15 protein-coding genes are annotated in these 14,170 nt (G+C 58.5%); 8 read left to right on the top strand and 7 right to left on the bottom strand.

All coding sequences use genetic code 11. The annotated features are described in order from the left end of the window. Window positions 1–761 precede the first annotated feature (761 nt). A complete protein-coding gene (locus ABDW57_RS27920; RefSeq protein ID WP_343733408.1) occupies window positions 762–1,409 on the top strand; it encodes a hypothetical protein in 648 nt (215 codons plus the stop codon). 269 nt (window positions 1,410–1,678) lie between these two features. Here the strand turns inward: ABDW57_RS27920 and ABDW57_RS27925 are convergent, their stop codons facing one another. The 3 genes from ABDW57_RS27925 to glmS all read right to left on the bottom strand — a co-directional run bounded on the left by ABDW57_RS27925 (window position 1,679) and on the right by glmS (window position 5,377). Further along, window positions 1,679–2,611, bottom strand: coding sequence for a 5'-nucleotidase (locus tag ABDW57_RS27925; protein ID WP_343733409.1), 933 nt, complete (start codon window positions 2,609–2,611; stop codon window positions 1,679–1,681). A 15-nt stretch (window positions 2,612–2,626) separates the two neighbouring features. Further along, window positions 2,627–3,202 carry a hypothetical protein gene (locus tag ABDW57_RS27930; RefSeq protein ID WP_161006396.1) on the bottom strand — a complete coding sequence of 192 codons (576 nt, stop codon included), beginning with the start codon at window positions 3,200–3,202 and terminating at the stop codon, window positions 2,627–2,629. 345 nt (window positions 3,203–3,547) lie between these two features. After that, window positions 3,548–5,377: a glutamine--fructose-6-phosphate transaminase (isomerizing) gene (glmS, locus tag ABDW57_RS27935; protein ID WP_343733410.1), complete on the bottom strand. Its 1,830-nt coding sequence runs from the start codon at window positions 5,375–5,377 to the stop codon at window positions 3,548–3,550. 132 nt (window positions 5,378–5,509) lie between these two features. Here glmS and ABDW57_RS27940 point away from each other — a divergent pair, with 132 nt between their 5' ends. Continuing rightward, window positions 5,510–5,962 (top strand): Lrp/AsnC family transcriptional regulator, encoded by a 453-nt coding sequence (locus ABDW57_RS27940; RefSeq protein ID WP_343733418.1) that lies wholly within the window; start codon window positions 5,510–5,512, stop codon window positions 5,960–5,962. Between the two features lie 419 nt (window positions 5,963–6,381). Here the strand turns inward: ABDW57_RS27940 and glmU are convergent, their stop codons facing one another. Beyond that, the gene (glmU, locus tag ABDW57_RS27945; RefSeq protein WP_343733411.1) at window positions 6,382–7,746 is read right to left on the bottom strand and encodes a bifunctional UDP-N-acetylglucosamine diphosphorylase/glucosamine-1-phosphate N-acetyltransferase GlmU; all 1,365 of its coding nucleotides are present in this window, start codon (window positions 7,744–7,746) and stop codon (window positions 6,382–6,384) included. A gap of 27 nt (window positions 7,747–7,773) precedes the next feature. Here glmU and ABDW57_RS27950 point away from each other — a divergent pair, with 27 nt between their 5' ends. The 5 genes from ABDW57_RS27950 to ABDW57_RS27970 all read left to right on the top strand — a co-directional run bounded on the left by ABDW57_RS27950 (window position 7,774) and on the right by ABDW57_RS27970 (window position 10,920). Beyond that, the gene (locus ABDW57_RS27950) at window positions 7,774–8,670 is read left to right on the top strand and encodes a DUF6279 family lipoprotein (protein ID WP_343733412.1); all 897 of its coding nucleotides are present in this window, start codon (window positions 7,774–7,776) and stop codon (window positions 8,668–8,670) included. 52 nt (window positions 8,671–8,722) lie between these two features. After that, window positions 8,723–9,370, top strand: a complete 648-nt coding sequence (rsmD, locus tag ABDW57_RS27955) for a 16S rRNA (guanine(966)-N(2))-methyltransferase RsmD (protein WP_343733413.1) — start codon at window positions 8,723–8,725, stop codon at window positions 9,368–9,370. 108 nt (window positions 9,371–9,478) lie between these two features. Beyond that, on the top strand, window positions 9,479–9,970 hold the full coding sequence (gene coaD, locus ABDW57_RS27960; protein ID WP_155464665.1) for a pantetheine-phosphate adenylyltransferase: 492 nt from the start codon (window positions 9,479–9,481) through the stop codon (window positions 9,968–9,970). A gap of 12 nt (window positions 9,971–9,982) precedes the next feature. Beyond that, entirely contained in the window at window positions 9,983–10,237 is a 255-nt protein-coding gene (locus ABDW57_RS27965; RefSeq protein ID WP_343733414.1) for a YfhL family 4Fe-4S dicluster ferredoxin, read from the top strand. 98 nt (window positions 10,238–10,335) lie between these two features. Continuing rightward, window positions 10,336–10,920 carry a chalcone isomerase family protein gene (locus tag ABDW57_RS27970; protein ID WP_343733415.1) on the top strand — a complete coding sequence of 195 codons (585 nt, stop codon included), beginning with the start codon at window positions 10,336–10,338 and terminating at the stop codon, window positions 10,918–10,920. Between the two features lie 34 nt (window positions 10,921–10,954). On the opposite strand, the gene ABDW57_RS27975 is transcribed toward ABDW57_RS27970, so the two are convergent. Beyond that, window positions 10,955–11,236 (bottom strand): hypothetical protein, encoded by a 282-nt coding sequence (locus tag ABDW57_RS27975; protein WP_343733416.1) that lies wholly within the window; start codon window positions 11,234–11,236, stop codon window positions 10,955–10,957. 141 nt (window positions 11,237–11,377) lie between these two features. Here ABDW57_RS27975 and ABDW57_RS27980 point away from each other — a divergent pair, with 141 nt between their 5' ends. Then, window positions 11,378–12,349 carry a LysR family transcriptional regulator gene (locus ABDW57_RS27980; protein WP_176646813.1) on the top strand — a complete coding sequence of 324 codons (972 nt, stop codon included), beginning with the start codon at window positions 11,378–11,380 and terminating at the stop codon, window positions 12,347–12,349. Between the two features lie 63 nt (window positions 12,350–12,412). Here the strand turns inward: ABDW57_RS27980 and ABDW57_RS27985 are convergent, their stop codons facing one another. After that, the gene (locus ABDW57_RS27985) at window positions 12,413–13,969 is read right to left on the bottom strand and encodes a methyl-accepting chemotaxis protein (protein WP_343733417.1); all 1,557 of its coding nucleotides are present in this window, start codon (window positions 13,967–13,969) and stop codon (window positions 12,413–12,415) included. 60 nt (window positions 13,970–14,029) lie between these two features. Continuing rightward, window positions 14,030–14,170, bottom strand: a 141-nt coding sequence (locus ABDW57_RS27990) for an Lrp/AsnC ligand binding domain-containing protein (RefSeq protein ID WP_343733419.1), incomplete at its 5' end; no start/stop codon positions are given.

Raw genomic sequence — 14,170 nt, forward strand, 5'->3', positions numbered from 1 at the left:
CTACTGGTTACGTTAAGGTCTTCGCAAACCCAACATTACCTCAAGAATCACAATGGCCGCCTCTTCAGACCGCCTTCCTTCGCCGTTTCAGGCAAATTCTTCATACACCACGTCGTGGGACACAATCCCTCGCTCTTCAGCCATCCCGATAATTGCAGAGAATATTCGTCCAGTCCCCTCGCGATATGGCGTTCGGCATAGCTGGGCTCAGTGATCTCCGAACGCAGGTAGCACCGGACAGTATCGCGAGAGATGCCTAGTCGCCTGGCGATCTCGCGTAGAGGAATCTGGTCACGCATGTACCAGCGTCGAATCCCGATCGGACACGAAGGGTGTTAGATGAGTTAGAGTTCTAGCAGGCCGCCATCACCAAAGCGGTCGCCAACTAATCCAGACTGATGATGACTGAAATTACGCATAACGAAAACGGAACGAGTTACCGCGCTGAGTACGAGGTTTTTGAAGAAACGCTTGTAGTGTATCTGCCTGATGGAAGTACCAGGGAGACCATTCTTCGGGGGCTCAACCCGAATACCGCAGCAATGCATCATTTACGTGCATATGCACAGGGACAGAAGTCAAGCTAATGACAGAATTCCGCAAAAGCCGACTACGATTGCAATTCAATCCGAAGCAAGCAGAGAAGAACTGTATGTCAGTCGCTATCCTTAACCACTCAAATGGAGAACAGTGACAAGATGTCCGCTAAATGTGAAGCGGTTAAGGCCGCCGTGGACCACGCCGTAGAGCGATACGCTTCAATGGACACGCTACGTGCAGCGGTCCAGTTTGTTCCAGTAGTGGGGGGAGCAATCGACACGATTTTATCGGGGCGGGGATCGCGTCTCCAAATGGCTCGCTTGGAGCGATTTGTCGGCCAGCTACATGATCGCCTGCTGCATGTCGAAGTTGGCAGTATCGACCTGGACGGCGAGGATTTTATCGATTTCATGATTTCCTGTTTGGAAAAAGCTTCACGATCGCGAACGCCTCAAAAGTCTCAGCGTTTTGCAGAAATCGTTGCTACTCAAGTTTCGGAAGTTCGGCCATGGGATGACGCTGATATGGCGACGCGGCTGTTGGCGGACCTTGAGGATATTCATATGAGTATACTGGGGGCAGCGTTGGCGGCACCAGAGGGAATGAATGCATTTGCTGGGGTGAAAGTCATAGCATTGAAGACTCAACCAGGCGAGACTTTATTGGATGGACTGTCGGCACCGCTGTTGAACGAACTAGGTAACGAATATTCGCTGATCTCTGTACGCTTAGCATGTTCCGAACTAGTCGCTAGGGGGCTCCTTCATGATGAAGGAGTAGGGCGATGGGACACAGTCGCTATGACCTATTTTGTGGCGACTGACCTTGCAACTTGGTTGATGAACTGGAGCCAGTCCAAAGAAAAGTGACTTGGGTCAGTTTGCATGCAAACGAGCCCACCAAACTCTCTATTTAAACAGAAAAACAAGCACTTGAGAAATACCAATTGCGCCGTTAATTGACTCATGGTGCCGCGTTGCATGTGGGTCATGTTGACCCATATGCAACGCCTCCTCAATCGCTTCAGGCGGTAGATTTGAAAGCACTTCGCGTTGCCGTCGGCACGTCGGAGCCTATAGCAAATTCTCATCGGATCTTCAGCCAAGGCCAGAACAACCGACACTATTTTCTCTCTCAGTTAAGCCGCCAGGTTGGTTATACCAAATGGAATATGAACTGATGGGGCCACTGGGCTTGAAGAGGCTAAGTGGCCAGCCTGATCGTCAAAGAAAATGTGCGGCTTCAACACCTCCAGAATCGTTCCTTTAGCGATGCCACCGAGGAAGAATGCGTCGTTTACCATAACGCCCCAATTCTTCAAAGTGTTGATGGCTCGTTCGTGCGACGGCGCATTGCGAGCAGTCACGATCGATACGCGCAAGCGATTTTTGTAGCCAGGATCGATTTGTTTTCGCGATTCCTCTGCAAGTTGGATCTTCGATATGCGCAGGAGAAATTCTTTCAGCGGACCACCGCCATGTGGCTCCATGACGTTTGCTATCTCGTGAGCATGAAAATGTTCTAGATCTGAGCTTTGCATCACGCGCTCTGATTTGTCGTCCGCCAATACTCCATCGAAGTCGAACGCAATTCGAAGCGTCTTGTCTTTTTCATCGTCGATCTTCATGGAATCCATTACAAATCCGGCTGGAAGACCAGATGCGATTGCTTCTACGACGTCGCTTTTATTCCCAGACAGGAACAGAGAAATATTCAATGGCCGAATATATTCGTAAGGAGATTTCCCAGCCTGAAAGATTGCCCTCGTGATGCCAAGTCCGTAGTGCTTAATGGTGTTCATGACTCTGAGACCGGTGTCTGGATCATTGCGTGATAGTAATACGACTTCAATCAGAGGATCACCATCTTCAGAGAGATCATTCAATGACAACAACCGTTTGATAAAAGAGTAGGAGATGCCGACGGGAAGCGGTTCGTTGAGCTTGTCTTCTTGGTACTTCCGGTAGGCCGCCTCACCATGGCTTCGGAAAACTTTATCTGATTCACTTAAATCGAACAACGCGCTGGAGGCGACGCCGACAACCAGTTTGTCCTGCAAAGAATAGGGCATTGGTCTCTTTCTTTTTCATTTCGGCTGGGCGGCAAACGTAAAACCTTTTACGAGGCCGGGTGGAAGGGGGATGGAGCTGAAGTCGATACAATGAAGGGTCAGCATTAGCCAGGCCAAAGTCAACACCAAACTGACTTTGATAGGAGCTCGGCCAACCTGATAGGCTTGCAAAATTAATAGATTGCTGAGCTTCCCTTTTGACTTGCGCCGCAGGCGCTCAGATATGACTGAGTGGACTTTATCTGAGGACGCCGTGAAGAGGTCATGGAAACTCGCATCGTTTGCATCTTGATGTTCACCGAGCTTTTGCTCATATTCCTCCAGCCGACTTTCCCACCATTCCTGCCAGTACTTGGCGCCGCTCGCCATCTGTAACTGATAAATGGAAACAAAGATCCCGGTAAGGCAAATTATCAGCTCAACAACTGGCTTACTTCCTTGATTCTGCAATGCGGCCGCTAACAACACGCCTTGAAAGAGCATGAAGAAGTTGTTTCGCTGGATGAGCTGGTTAATCTCGAAGTTGCGGGTTTCGATGCAGACCTTATAGACAGCCTTCAAAGATTCGTAATTTTGGTCCGGTGTAGTCATGTCGAAGTGACTTTTGATCAAAATCACAATGCCACATCGTTACAAGGTCAGCAACAAGTGTTGACTGATTGATAGTTTCAATGTCTATCTGAATGTCACTGGAACTAAAAATCGGGTTTTCGGGATGTCTCCACAAGCGATCTAGAACGATTCACATAGAGTACTTAATCAATAATGGTTACCGCGACTTCTGACCTGATGAAAAAGGGCCGGTTCAAAAACCGGCCCTTTTAGTGACTTATCACCTGGCGCACGGTGTCACACTTTATTCCTCGGTGTCACACTTTATTCCTTGGTGTCCGACTTTATTCCGCGTACACAGCAATCATAGTCTGGGTAGACTGATTACTCCACCGTCACCGACTTGGCCAGGTTGCGCGGCTTGTCGACGTCGGTGCCGCGGGCGACGGCGGCGTGGTAGGCCAGCAATTGCAGCGAGACCACGTGCAGGATCGGCGACAGCAGCCCGTAGTGTTCCGGCAGGCGGATGACGTGCACGCCTTCGCCTGAGGTGATGCGCGAGTCGACGTCGGCAAACACGTACAGCTGGCCGCCGCGTGCGCGTACTTCCTGCATGTTCGATTTCAGCTTTTCGATCAGGGTGTCGTTTGGCGCCACCGTGACCACCGGCATTTCTTCCGTCACCAGCGCCAGCGGGCCGTGCTTCAGCTCACCCGCTGGATAGGCTTCCGCGTGGATGTAGGAAATTTCTTTGAGCTTGAGCGCGCCTTCCAGCGCGATCGGGTAGTGCATGCCGCGGCCGAGGAACAGGGCGTTTTCCTTGCGCGCGAAATCTTCCGCCCAGGCGATGATTTGCGGTTCCAGCGCCAGCACCGCCGAGATCGCTACCGGCAGGTGGCGCATGGCTTTCAGGTGTTCACTTTCTTCAGCGTCGCTGAGGCGGCCGTTGACCTGCGCCAGGGACAGGGTCAGCAGGAACAGCGCGGCCAGCTGGGTGGTGAAGGCTTTGGTCGAGGCCACGCCCACTTCCACGCCGGCGCGGGTGATGTAGGCCAGTTTGCACTCGCGCACCATGGCGCTGGTGGCAACGTTGCAGATGGTCAGGGTGTGTTCCATGCCCAGCGCGCGCGCGTGTTTCAGCGCGGCCAGGGTGTCGGCGGTTTCACCGCTTTGCGAGATGGTCACCACCAGCGTGTTGGGGTGCGGCACGCTGTCGCGGTAGCGGTATTCGGATGCGATTTCGACGTTGACCGGGATCTTGGCCACCGATTCGATCCAGTATTTGGCGGTCAGGCCCGAGTAGTAGCTGGTGCCGCAGGCCAGGATCAGCACGCGATCGATTTGCTTGAAGACGTTGTAGGCGCCGTCGCCAAACAGTTCGGGCATGATGCCAGTGACGCCTTCCAGGGTGTCGCCAATCACGCGCGGCTGTTCGAAGATTTCTTTTTGCATGTAGTGGCGGTATGGCCCCAGCTCGGCCGCGCCGGTGTGCGCCTGCACGGTTTTCACTTCGCGCTGGACTTGCTTGCCGTTGCTGTCGACGATCCACACGCGGCCCAGTTGCAGGTCGACCACGTCGCCTTCTTCCAGGTAGATGATCTGGTCAGTGGTGCCGGCCAGCGCCATGGCGTCCGAAGCGACGAAGTTTTCGCCCTGGCCTATGCCGACGATCAGCGGCGAGCCCTGGCGCGCAGCCACCACGCGGTGCGGCTCTTCACGGCAGAACACGGCAATGGCGTAGGCGCCGGTCAGGCGCTTGACGGCTTGTTGTACGGTGTCGAACAGGTCGCCGTTGTACATGTGGTCGACCAAGTGGGCGATGACTTCGGTGTCGGTCTGGCTCTGGAAGACGTAGCCCAGCGCGGTCAGTTCGGCACGCAGTTCGTCGTGGTTTTCAATGATGCCGTTGTGCACCAGGGCGATGCGGGCCTGGTCGGTGCTGGGCGAGAAATGCGGGTGGGCGTTGTGCGAGGCCGGCGCGCCGTGCGTGGCCCAGCGGGTGTGGGCGATGCCGGTGTAGCCTTGCAGATGGGCTTCCTTGATCTGGGTTTCCAGGTCGGCCACGCGCGAGGTGCTGCGCGAACGTTGCAGCTGGCCATCCACATGCAGGGCGACGCCGCACGAGTCGTAGCCGCGGTATTCCAGCCGCTTCAGGCCTTCCAGCAGGATGGGGGTGATATTGCGTTGCGCTACCGCGCCGACGATGCCGCACATGGGAAACCTCTTCAGTTAAGTCAGGAAGCCATCGTAGAGCAGGGCTGATGAAATATGCTTTCTTACTTGTATCTGATTTGGCATAAAATTTCACCACTACCTCCCTATGAAATTTTATTTCGCATAATAGCTATGGATGAAATAGATCGTCGCATTCTCAACGCGCTGCAAGTTGATGCATCTCAAACCAACGCAGAATTGGCGGCTGCGGTGCACGTTTCGCCGCCCACTTGCCTGCGCCGCGTCAAACATCTGCGAGAAAGCGGGGTGATCCAGCGGCAGGTGGCTATCGTGGCGCCGGAAAAAGTCGGTCCCAGCCTGACGGCGCTTGTGGAAATCTCTTTAGATATCCAGGCCGCCGAGCGCATGGCCGAGTTTGAAGCGCTGGTGGCCAGCGAAGCGGCCGTGCTGCAATGTTACCGCGTGGCGCCTGGGCCGGATTTTGTGCTGGTGGTGCAGGTGGCCGACATGCCGGCTTATCACGCGCTGGCACACCGGGTGTTCACCAGCCACGCCAATGTGCGCAATGTGAAGGCTTACTTCTCGACTTTCCGCAGCAAATTCGAGACCCGCATCGCGGTCTGATCGCAGTTATACAGCCTTATCCCCCAGTTATTCCTGGCTTATGCACCTGCTTATCCCGGCAGTGTGCACAGGCTTAGTCACAGGTTTTTCCACAAGCTGATCCAGGCCCGGTGGCGAACTCGGCCTAGAACGACTTGTTCAACGCTTACCCCCCGTTATTCCACAGGTTTACGCACAGGGATTACGACTCAGAAAAAGTTATACGCAGTTATTCAGGCTTATACAGTGCTTATTCCGGCACTTACTCACAAAGTTATGCACATTTGCTAAAAATCGGGGCGGGAACAGGAGATCGAATACTTCACTGCTGTATTTTTTATTTATCCATCTGTTTTCCCTGCTTTGCGCAGGGCTTACACACAAGTTTATCCACAAAAAAATGACGCCCGCAGGCGTCATTCTGATTGCGCTGAATCCGCTTACTTTTTGACTTTGACCGGGCGGGTCCAGTTCTCGATCGTGACCTGGCGCGGACGCGATACCGTCAGCTTGCCGGCCGGCGCATCCTTGGTCAGCGTGGTGCCGGCGCCCAGGGTCGCACCCTGGCCGACGGTGACTGGCGCCACCAGTTGGCTGTCGCTGCCGATGAAGGCGTCGTCTTCGATCACAGTGCGGAACTTGTTGGCGCCATCGTAGTTGCAGGTGATCACGCCAGCGCCGACGTTGACGCGCGAGCCGATGGTGGCGTCGCCGATGTAGGCCAGGTGATTGGCCTTGCTGTGCGCGGCCACCTGGCCGTTCTTGATCTCGACAAAGTTACCCACATGGACATCCTCGGCCAGCACCGTGCCCGGGCGCAGGCGCGCATACGGGCCGATCAGGGAAACCTCGCCCACCACCGCTTCCTCGATGTGGCAGAACGGCTTGATCTGCGCGCCGGCCAGGATGCGGGCGTTGACGATCACGCTGTGGGCGCCGATGTGCACGCCGTCGCCCAGTTCGACCTTGCCTTCAAACACGCAACCGACGTCGATGGTGACGTCGCCTCCGCAGATCAGCTCGCCGCGCACATCGATGCGGGCCGGGTCCAGCAGCGTCACACCTTGTTCCAGCAGGCGGTGGGCGATGTTGCGCTGGTGGATACGCTCCAGCTCGGCCAGCTGCACCTTGCTGTTGACGCCGGCGACTTCCCACGGCGCCGACGGCTGGGCCGACACCACCGGCACGCCATCGGCCACCGCCAGCGCGACGATGTCGGTCAGGTAGTACTCGCCCTGGGCGTTTTCGTTCTTGATCGCGCCCAGCCATTGTTTCAGGCGCTGGGTCGGCGCCACCATGATGCCGCTGTTGATTTCCTTGATGGCGCGCTCGGCCTCGTTGGCGTCTTTTTGCTCGACGATGCGCACTATGTGGCCATTCTCACGAACGATGCGGCCCAAACCGGTAGGATCGTCCTGTACCACCGTCAGAACGCCCAGCTTGTCGTTGCCGGCGGCGTCAATCAGCGCCTGCAGCGAGGCGGCGCTGGTGAGCGGCACGTCGCCGTACAGGATCAGGGTCGGGACCGTGTCGTCCAGCTCGGGCAGGCCCTGCATGACGGCGTGGCCGGTGCCCAGCTGCTGCGCCTGCAGCGCGGTGGCGACCGGCACCGGCTGTTTGGCCAGCAAAGCCTGCACAGCTTCGGCGCCGTGGCCGTAAATCACGCATAATCGGCTGGCGGACAGGCTGCGCGCGGTGTCCAGTACGTGTTGCAGCAGCGGCTTACCCGCCAATGGGTGCAGAACTTTTGGCAGCGCGGATTGCATGCGCTTGCCCATGCCGGCGGCGAGGATAACAACGTTCATAGTGGAGCCAGATCAGTGAGTGTTGAAATGCAAAAGTCTAACATGCCCCCCGCTGGCCGCCGGACGCTGTACTGGCTGTGCTTGATCGCGGTCATGGCCGTGCTGACCGCCTGCAGTTCGTTGCGGCTGGCCTACAACCATGGCGACACGCTGCTGTACTGGTGGATCGACGGCTATGTCGACCTCACCTCCGAGCAAAAAGGCTGGGTCAAGAAGGATATCGACGAGCTGTTCCGCTGGCACCGCAAGACCCAGCTGCATGACTATGTGCAAATCCTGCAGACCGCGCAGCGCCAGCTGGCGGCCGGTCCCACCCAGGCCGACCTGCAAAACGATTACGATGAAATCAAGAACCGCACCCAGCTGTTGCTGTTCAAGGCGCTGCCGGAACTGGCCGACCTGGCGCGCTCGCTGCAGCCGGATCAGATCGCCACGCTGGAACGCAAGTTCGCCGCCAACAACGCCGAATTCCGCAAAAAGAATATGAAGGGCGACAGGGAAGCGCAGCAAAAGTTCCGCTATCAAAAATCGATGGAGCAATTCGAGCTGTGGTTCGGCAATTTCACTGCCGAGCAGGAGGCGCAGATCCGCAAAGCCTCGGACGCGCGTCCGCTGGACAATGAAATCTGGCTGGAGGAACGCCAGCGCCGCCAAAAGAACATCCTGGCGGTGGCGCGCAAGGTGCAGCAGGAAAAACTGGGCAAGGAAGCCACCATGGCGCTGATCCATACGCTGATCAAGGAAGGCTTCGACCGCCTGGAGCAGTCCGAGCGCAAGGCGTTTTTTGATGCGGCCGAGGCAGGCAATATCCAGCTGATCCTGACTGTGATCCAGATTGCCACGCCGGCCCAGAAAGCCCATGCGCACAAGCGCATGCAGGGCTGGATCGAGGACTTCAACAACCTGGCGAAGGAGCAGCGCTGATGGTCCCTGTGGTATGATGGCCTGTTGAATCAATGACTTAGAACAGCCTCACATGCCAAAGAAGCCTCTCAGCAAGCCCGCCAAACCAGCCAAAGTTCCAGTCCACGGTCCGCAGCACGCCAACCAGGTGCGCATCATCGGCGGCCAGTGGAAGCGCACGCCGCTGCCGGTGCTGAGCGCGCTGGGCCTGCGGCCCACGCCGGACCGGGTGCGCGAGACGGTGTTCAACTGGATCAACCACCAGCGCGACGCCTACTGGGCCGACGCGCAGGTGCTGGACCTGTTTGCCGGCAGCGGTGCGCTGGGCTTTGAAGCGGCCAGCCGCGGCGCCCAGTCAGTCATCATGATCGATAACAACGCCGAGGTCGTCCGCCAGCTGGAAGACATCAAGGCCAAACTGAAAGCCGACAACATCACCATCACGCGCGGCGACGCCGTGACGGCAGCGCAGTCGGCCAGTGCGCGCGGCCAGAAATTCGACCTGATCTTCCTCGACCCGCCTTACCAGCAAAGCTTTCTGGAGCGCACCCTGCCGCTGTGCACGCGGCTGCTGAAAGAGGGCGGCCTGGTGTATGCCGAGTCCGGCCTGTCGCTGGCGTTTGCCGAGGGCGAGGCGCCCGACTGGATGGCCAACTGGGACATCATCCGCGCCGACAAGGCCGGGATGGTGTTTTATCACTTACTAAAATACAAAGCTTGACGAGCGGTATTTGACGTTAAAACCGCCTCAAATTAAGGCAACTTTAAGTCAACTGGCGTTTTTCAGGCATAATGCGCGTTCTATATTGGTGCACTGCAGGGAGCCGCAATGGTAGTAGCTGTTTATCCGGGAACTTTCGATCCGCTGACCCGTGGTCACGAGGATCTGGTCCGTCGCGCATCGGGCCTGTTCGACACGCTGGTGGTCGGCGTGGCCGACAGCAAGAACAAAAAGCCGTTCTTCTCGCTGGATGAACGCCTGGAAATTGCCAACGAGGTGCTGGGCCATTATCCCAATGTGCGGGTCGAGAGCTTCTCCGGCCTGCTGAAAGATTTCGTGCGCGAGCACGACGCCCGCGTCATCGTGCGTGGCCTGCGCGCCGTGTCCGACTTTGAGTACGAGTTCCAGATGGCGGGCATGAACCGCTACCTGCTGCCGGACGTCGAAACCATGTTCCTGACGCCGTCCGACCAGTATCAATTCATCTCCGGCACCATCGTGCGTGAAATCGCCATGCTGGGCGGGGATGTGTCCAAATTTGTGTTCCCATCGGTCGACCGCTGGCTGCAAAAGAAAATTGCCGCCACCCAGGCCGGATAAGCGAGTTCTGTCATGGCCTTAATGATTACCGACGACTGTATCAATTGCGACGTGTGCGAGCCCGAGTGCCCGAACGATGCGATTTACATGGGCGCGGAAATTTACGAAATCAATCCGGACAAGTGCACCGAGTGCGTCGGCCACTTCGATGAGCCGCAGTGCCAGCAAGTGTGCCCGGTGAGCTGCATTCCTTTCAATCCGGAAGTGCGCGAAACCAAGGATCAGCTGTTCGCCAAGTACGAACGACTGCAGGCCGGCAAGGCCTGACGAGCCAAAAACGCGCAAAAAAGCATGACCGTGCGGCCAATTGCGCCGCTGCGTCTCCACGGTGGTATAGTCGAACGACTGCTAACCCGGAGACATTCATGAACCGTAGAACTACCCTGCGTACCCTGGCGGCGGCCGCCCTGCTGGCCGCCCTGCCTGCCTTTGCCGCCGTGGAAGTGGCCGGCGTCAAATTCGACGACAGCATCACCCTGGCCGGCCAGCCGCTCAAGCTGAACGGCGCCGGCGTGCGCACCAAGGTCATCTTCAAAGTCTACGCCGCCGGCCTCTACCTGACCGAAAAGAAAACCACGGTGCCGGAGGTGCTGGCGGTGGCGGGTCCGCGCCGCGTGGCCATCACCATGCTGCGCGAAGTCAGCTCGGATGATTTCGGCAAGGCCTTCCTGGAAGGCCTGAACGCCAACACCAGCAAGGAAGAGCGCAGCAAGATCCTGCCGCAAATCACCAAGTTTGGCGAAGTGTTCGCGCAGACCCCGGCGCTGAAAAAAGGCGACCAGCTATCGCTGGACTGGACCCCGAACGAGGGCACACAGTGCTATCTGAATGGTAAAAAACTGGGCGAGCTGATGCCGGACCAGGCGTTCTACAACGCTGTGCTGCGGATCTGGCTGGGTGATAAGCCGGTCGACAGTTCCTTGAAGCCGGCTTTGCTGGGCGAGAAGTGATGTTGCAGCGCGGTAGCGATTACCGCGCTGATTTTCAGGCGCGCGCAGCCATGGCGCGCAGTTCGGCGGCGTGGCTTGGATCGCAATCGCTGCGATTCATCATGCGCTTGAGCAGCATGGCGTCGCGCATCTGGCGACGCTGCAAACGTTCCTCTTTGCTCAACTTTGGCTTGACGACAAGCACGGCGGCACGCGCACAGCCGCGCAGCAGCGGCTGAAACAGCACCAGCAAACCGCCAGCGGCAGCGATAACCAGCGCCAGCTTAATGGCAGCGAACAATGAAAAATCTTGCATCAGAGAAATCGTGGTGGACATGGTGTAGCTGTAGCCTTAGAATCTGACGTAACTATAGTGCGCCGCAACATAAGTTGCCAATTCTCTTTCTCCATAACAATTATGCGTTTGGTGAATGGAATGTGCTATCGTTATTTCACCAACACCTCACCCTGAGCCGCTATGAGCTTTCTGACGCTGGACCTGAACTTGCTGCGCGTTTTTGACGCCGTGATGACAGAGCAAAATCTGACACGCGCCGCCGGCCATCTGGCCATGACGCAGCCTGCCGTTTCCAACGCCATCAAGCGCTTGCGGGAAAGTCTGGGCGATGAGCTGCTGATCCGCACCGCCTACGGCGTCAAACCGACGCCGCGCGCGGAATCGTTGTGGCCGTCGGTGCGCAGCGCGCTGGCCAGTCTGGAAGCGGCGGTGGCGCCGGAAACCTTTGATGTTTCAGCCGCCCACGCCACCTTCCGGATGGCGATGGCCGACGCTACCGCCGCCATGTGGCTGCCGTCGCTGATGCGCTCGATCGAGAGCGAGGCGCCGGGCGTCAATGTGCGCATGGTGCCGCTGACCACGCGCGAGCCGCGGCCAATGCTGCTGCGCGGCGATATCGACCTGGCGGTGGGCTTCTTCCCCGGCGTGGCGGCGCAGCTGTCGTATGAAACCGGTTCGCCGATCCGTCACGAGCGCCTGTACTCAGGGAAGTATGTGTGCGTGATGCGGCGCGACCATCCGCTGTCCAAGGAAGAGCTGACCCTGGACAACTATTGCGCCGCCAATCACCTGCTGGTGAGCTTCTCCGGCCGCGCCCACGGCCTGGTGGACGAGGCGCTGGCCCAGCTGCAACGCGAACGCCGGATTTTGCTGACGGTGAACCAGTTTTTCACCGCCGGCCGCGTGGTGGCCAATTCGGACCTGATCACCGTGCTGCCGCGCCACCTGATCGCGGCGACCGGCATGACCGACGCCCTGATCCACAAGGAATTGCCGTTCCAGCTGCCGGCGGTGCACCTGGACATGCTGTGGCACGAGCGCGATGCGCGCAGCCCGGCCCACAAGTGGCTGCGCATGCATCTGGAAAAGATGAACAGCGTCACCCAGAGCAGGGTGGCCAACCCACCCACCCCGCCGGCGTCCAGCCGCTAGCATCATTCCGGCGCAAGCCGGCATGCTCAGCATGGGTTCCCGCCTGCGCGGGAACGACGGCTGCTACCTGCTGCTGGAGCGGTAGCCGATACGGAAACCGCCCCAGTGCTTGCCGTTCACATAGATCGGCGCCGACAAATCGTGCATCACCTCGCCGGTATCGCGCTTGTACGTCTGCAGCAGGAAGGGTTTGGTGTTGGAGCCGCAGCGCTTGCCGGTGCGGTCGCTGAAAATCCGCTTGGTGCGGTTGTTGACGATATCGACGTCATAATTCCCGGTCAGCGGCTGGGAAAACTTCTTGTTGTGGGTGGGGAAATAACCGTTGTTATCCACAGCGCCGGCATAAGCCAGCTGCGGCATGGCTTGCAGCAAGCCTTCCTGCAGCGGCGGCAGCACGCGGTCGGTGAAATCGTCAAAGCGGGTCTTGTGCTTGGGCGGATCGGTGTTGGGAATCGGCGTGTAATGGCGGTCCCACAAGGCCTCGCTACTGATCTTGCCGCTGGCGAGGGCCTGCTCGAAAATCTTGCCCACTTCCGCCGCCGCACGCTGCGCCGCCATGCGGATTTCATCGTGCGAACTCTCGATATCCGACTCGCCCAGCGCGCCGGTGATGACTTCGGCCCGTTCCGCCAGCGCCATGGCCGAACTGGCCGCGCGCGGCAATTCCTTCTCGGTGGACAACAGGCTGTCGCGGATGCTGGCGATGGCGTGGGCGATCTCCTCGGTGGTGGCCACGTGCTCGCGCGAAGCCCGCGCGATCTCGCCGATCTCCTCTTCCGACACGCCCGACGAGCGCTCGATATTGCCCAGCAGGCCGTGCACGGTTTCCACATTGCCGGCCGCCTCGCTGACCTTGACCGCCAGCGACGTCATGCCGCTGGCCGCCTTTTCGGCCTGCTGGTTAATCTCGCGCACCATGGTGCTGATCTCGTCGGTGGCTTCCTTGGTGCGCAAAGCCAGCTGGCGCACCTCGCTGGCGACCACGGCAAAACCGCGGCCCTGTTCGCCGGCGCGCGCCGCCTCGATGGCGGCGTTCAGCGCCAGCAGGTTGGTGCGGGCCGAGATTTCGCTGATGGCCTCGGTAAAGCCGTAAATCTTGCGGGAATTGGCTTGCAGCGAGGCCATCACGGCGGCGGCAGTCTGCGCGTCTTCGCGCGCGGTGCGGATGCGCTGCAGGCCGCTGTCGGCCTCGGTACGGCCAGCCACGGTTTCGCCGCGCACCTGGGCGGCGATCCTGGCGGCGCGCTCGGCATTGGCGGCGATGCGTTCGGTGGTGTCGGCATTTTGCGCCGAACTCTGGACGATGCCGCCGGCGGTGCTGACGTCCAGCTCGATTTTCTTCTTGACCGAGTCGACGAAATAGGAAGTTTCGGCGGCGCCGATCATGATGGCGTCGATTTCCTCGCCGACGGTATGGGCAAAGTGCCGCACGCCGCCCTCATCGTTGTCCTGGCGTGCAGCCCACCACGCCACTGCCGCCCCGCCCAGTGCGGCCGGGATGGCGGCCGTCACCGGTCCGGCCCCCATCAGATTGAACAAGTAAGCGAGGCAGGTACCGCCTGCCGTCGCCCCCAAAATCCACAATCCACGTTGCACCAACTTTTGCTGCAAATGCTTCATTTGTCCCCCGTCTGTGACAACCGGCGCCTAGGCGGCTTCAACTAATTTATTTCTGTGATGCTATTTTATGGGTAACTTGGTGGTATTCTTCACTTCTTCCATGACTGCGTAGGTGTGCGTCTCGCGCACGCCTTTCTGCAGCAGGGTTTTGCCCAGGAATTCGCGGTAGGCGGCCATGTCCTTGACGCGCGCTTTGACCAG

Origin of the sequence: Duganella sp. (genome assembly GCF_039595735.1) — a bacterium.
Classification (GTDB): Bacteria; Pseudomonadota; Gammaproteobacteria; order Burkholderiales; family Burkholderiaceae_D; genus Rugamonas.

Bases quoted from the DNA above. Each gene is read 5' to 3' on its own strand.
- ABDW57_RS27920 (WP_343733408.1), top strand. From the start codon at position 762: ATGGACACGCTACGTGCAGCGGTCCAGTTTGTTCCAGTAGTGGGGGGA.
- ABDW57_RS27925 (WP_343733409.1), bottom strand. From the start codon at position 2,611: ATGCCCTATTCTTTGCAGGACAAACTGGTTGTCGGCGTCGCCTCCAGC.
- ABDW57_RS27930 (WP_161006396.1), bottom strand. From the start codon at position 3,202: ATGACTACACCGGACCAAAATTACGAATCTTTGAAGGCTGTCTATAAG.
- glmS (WP_343733410.1), bottom strand. From the start codon at position 5,377: ATGTGCGGCATCGTCGGCGCGGTAGCGCAACGCAATATCACCCCCATC.
- ABDW57_RS27940 (WP_343733418.1), top strand. From the start codon at position 5,510: ATGGATGAAATAGATCGTCGCATTCTCAACGCGCTGCAAGTTGATGCA.
- glmU (WP_343733411.1), bottom strand. From the start codon at position 7,746: ATGAACGTTGTTATCCTCGCCGCCGGCATGGGCAAGCGCATGCAATCC.
- ABDW57_RS27950 (WP_343733412.1), top strand. From the start codon at position 7,774: ATGCAAAAGTCTAACATGCCCCCCGCTGGCCGCCGGACGCTGTACTGG.
- rsmD (WP_343733413.1), top strand. From the start codon at position 8,723: ATGCCAAAGAAGCCTCTCAGCAAGCCCGCCAAACCAGCCAAAGTTCCA.
- coaD (WP_155464665.1), top strand. From the start codon at position 9,479: ATGGTAGTAGCTGTTTATCCGGGAACTTTCGATCCGCTGACCCGTGGT.
- ABDW57_RS27965 (WP_343733414.1), top strand. From the start codon at position 9,983: ATGGCCTTAATGATTACCGACGACTGTATCAATTGCGACGTGTGCGAG.
- ABDW57_RS27970 (WP_343733415.1), top strand. From the start codon at position 10,336: ATGAACCGTAGAACTACCCTGCGTACCCTGGCGGCGGCCGCCCTGCTG.
- ABDW57_RS27975 (WP_343733416.1), bottom strand. From the start codon at position 11,236: ATGTCCACCACGATTTCTCTGATGCAAGATTTTTCATTGTTCGCTGCC.
- ABDW57_RS27980 (WP_176646813.1), top strand. From the start codon at position 11,378: ATGAGCTTTCTGACGCTGGACCTGAACTTGCTGCGCGTTTTTGACGCC.
- ABDW57_RS27985 (WP_343733417.1), bottom strand. From the start codon at position 13,969: ATGAAGCATTTGCAGCAAAAGTTGGTGCAACGTGGATTGTGGATTTTG.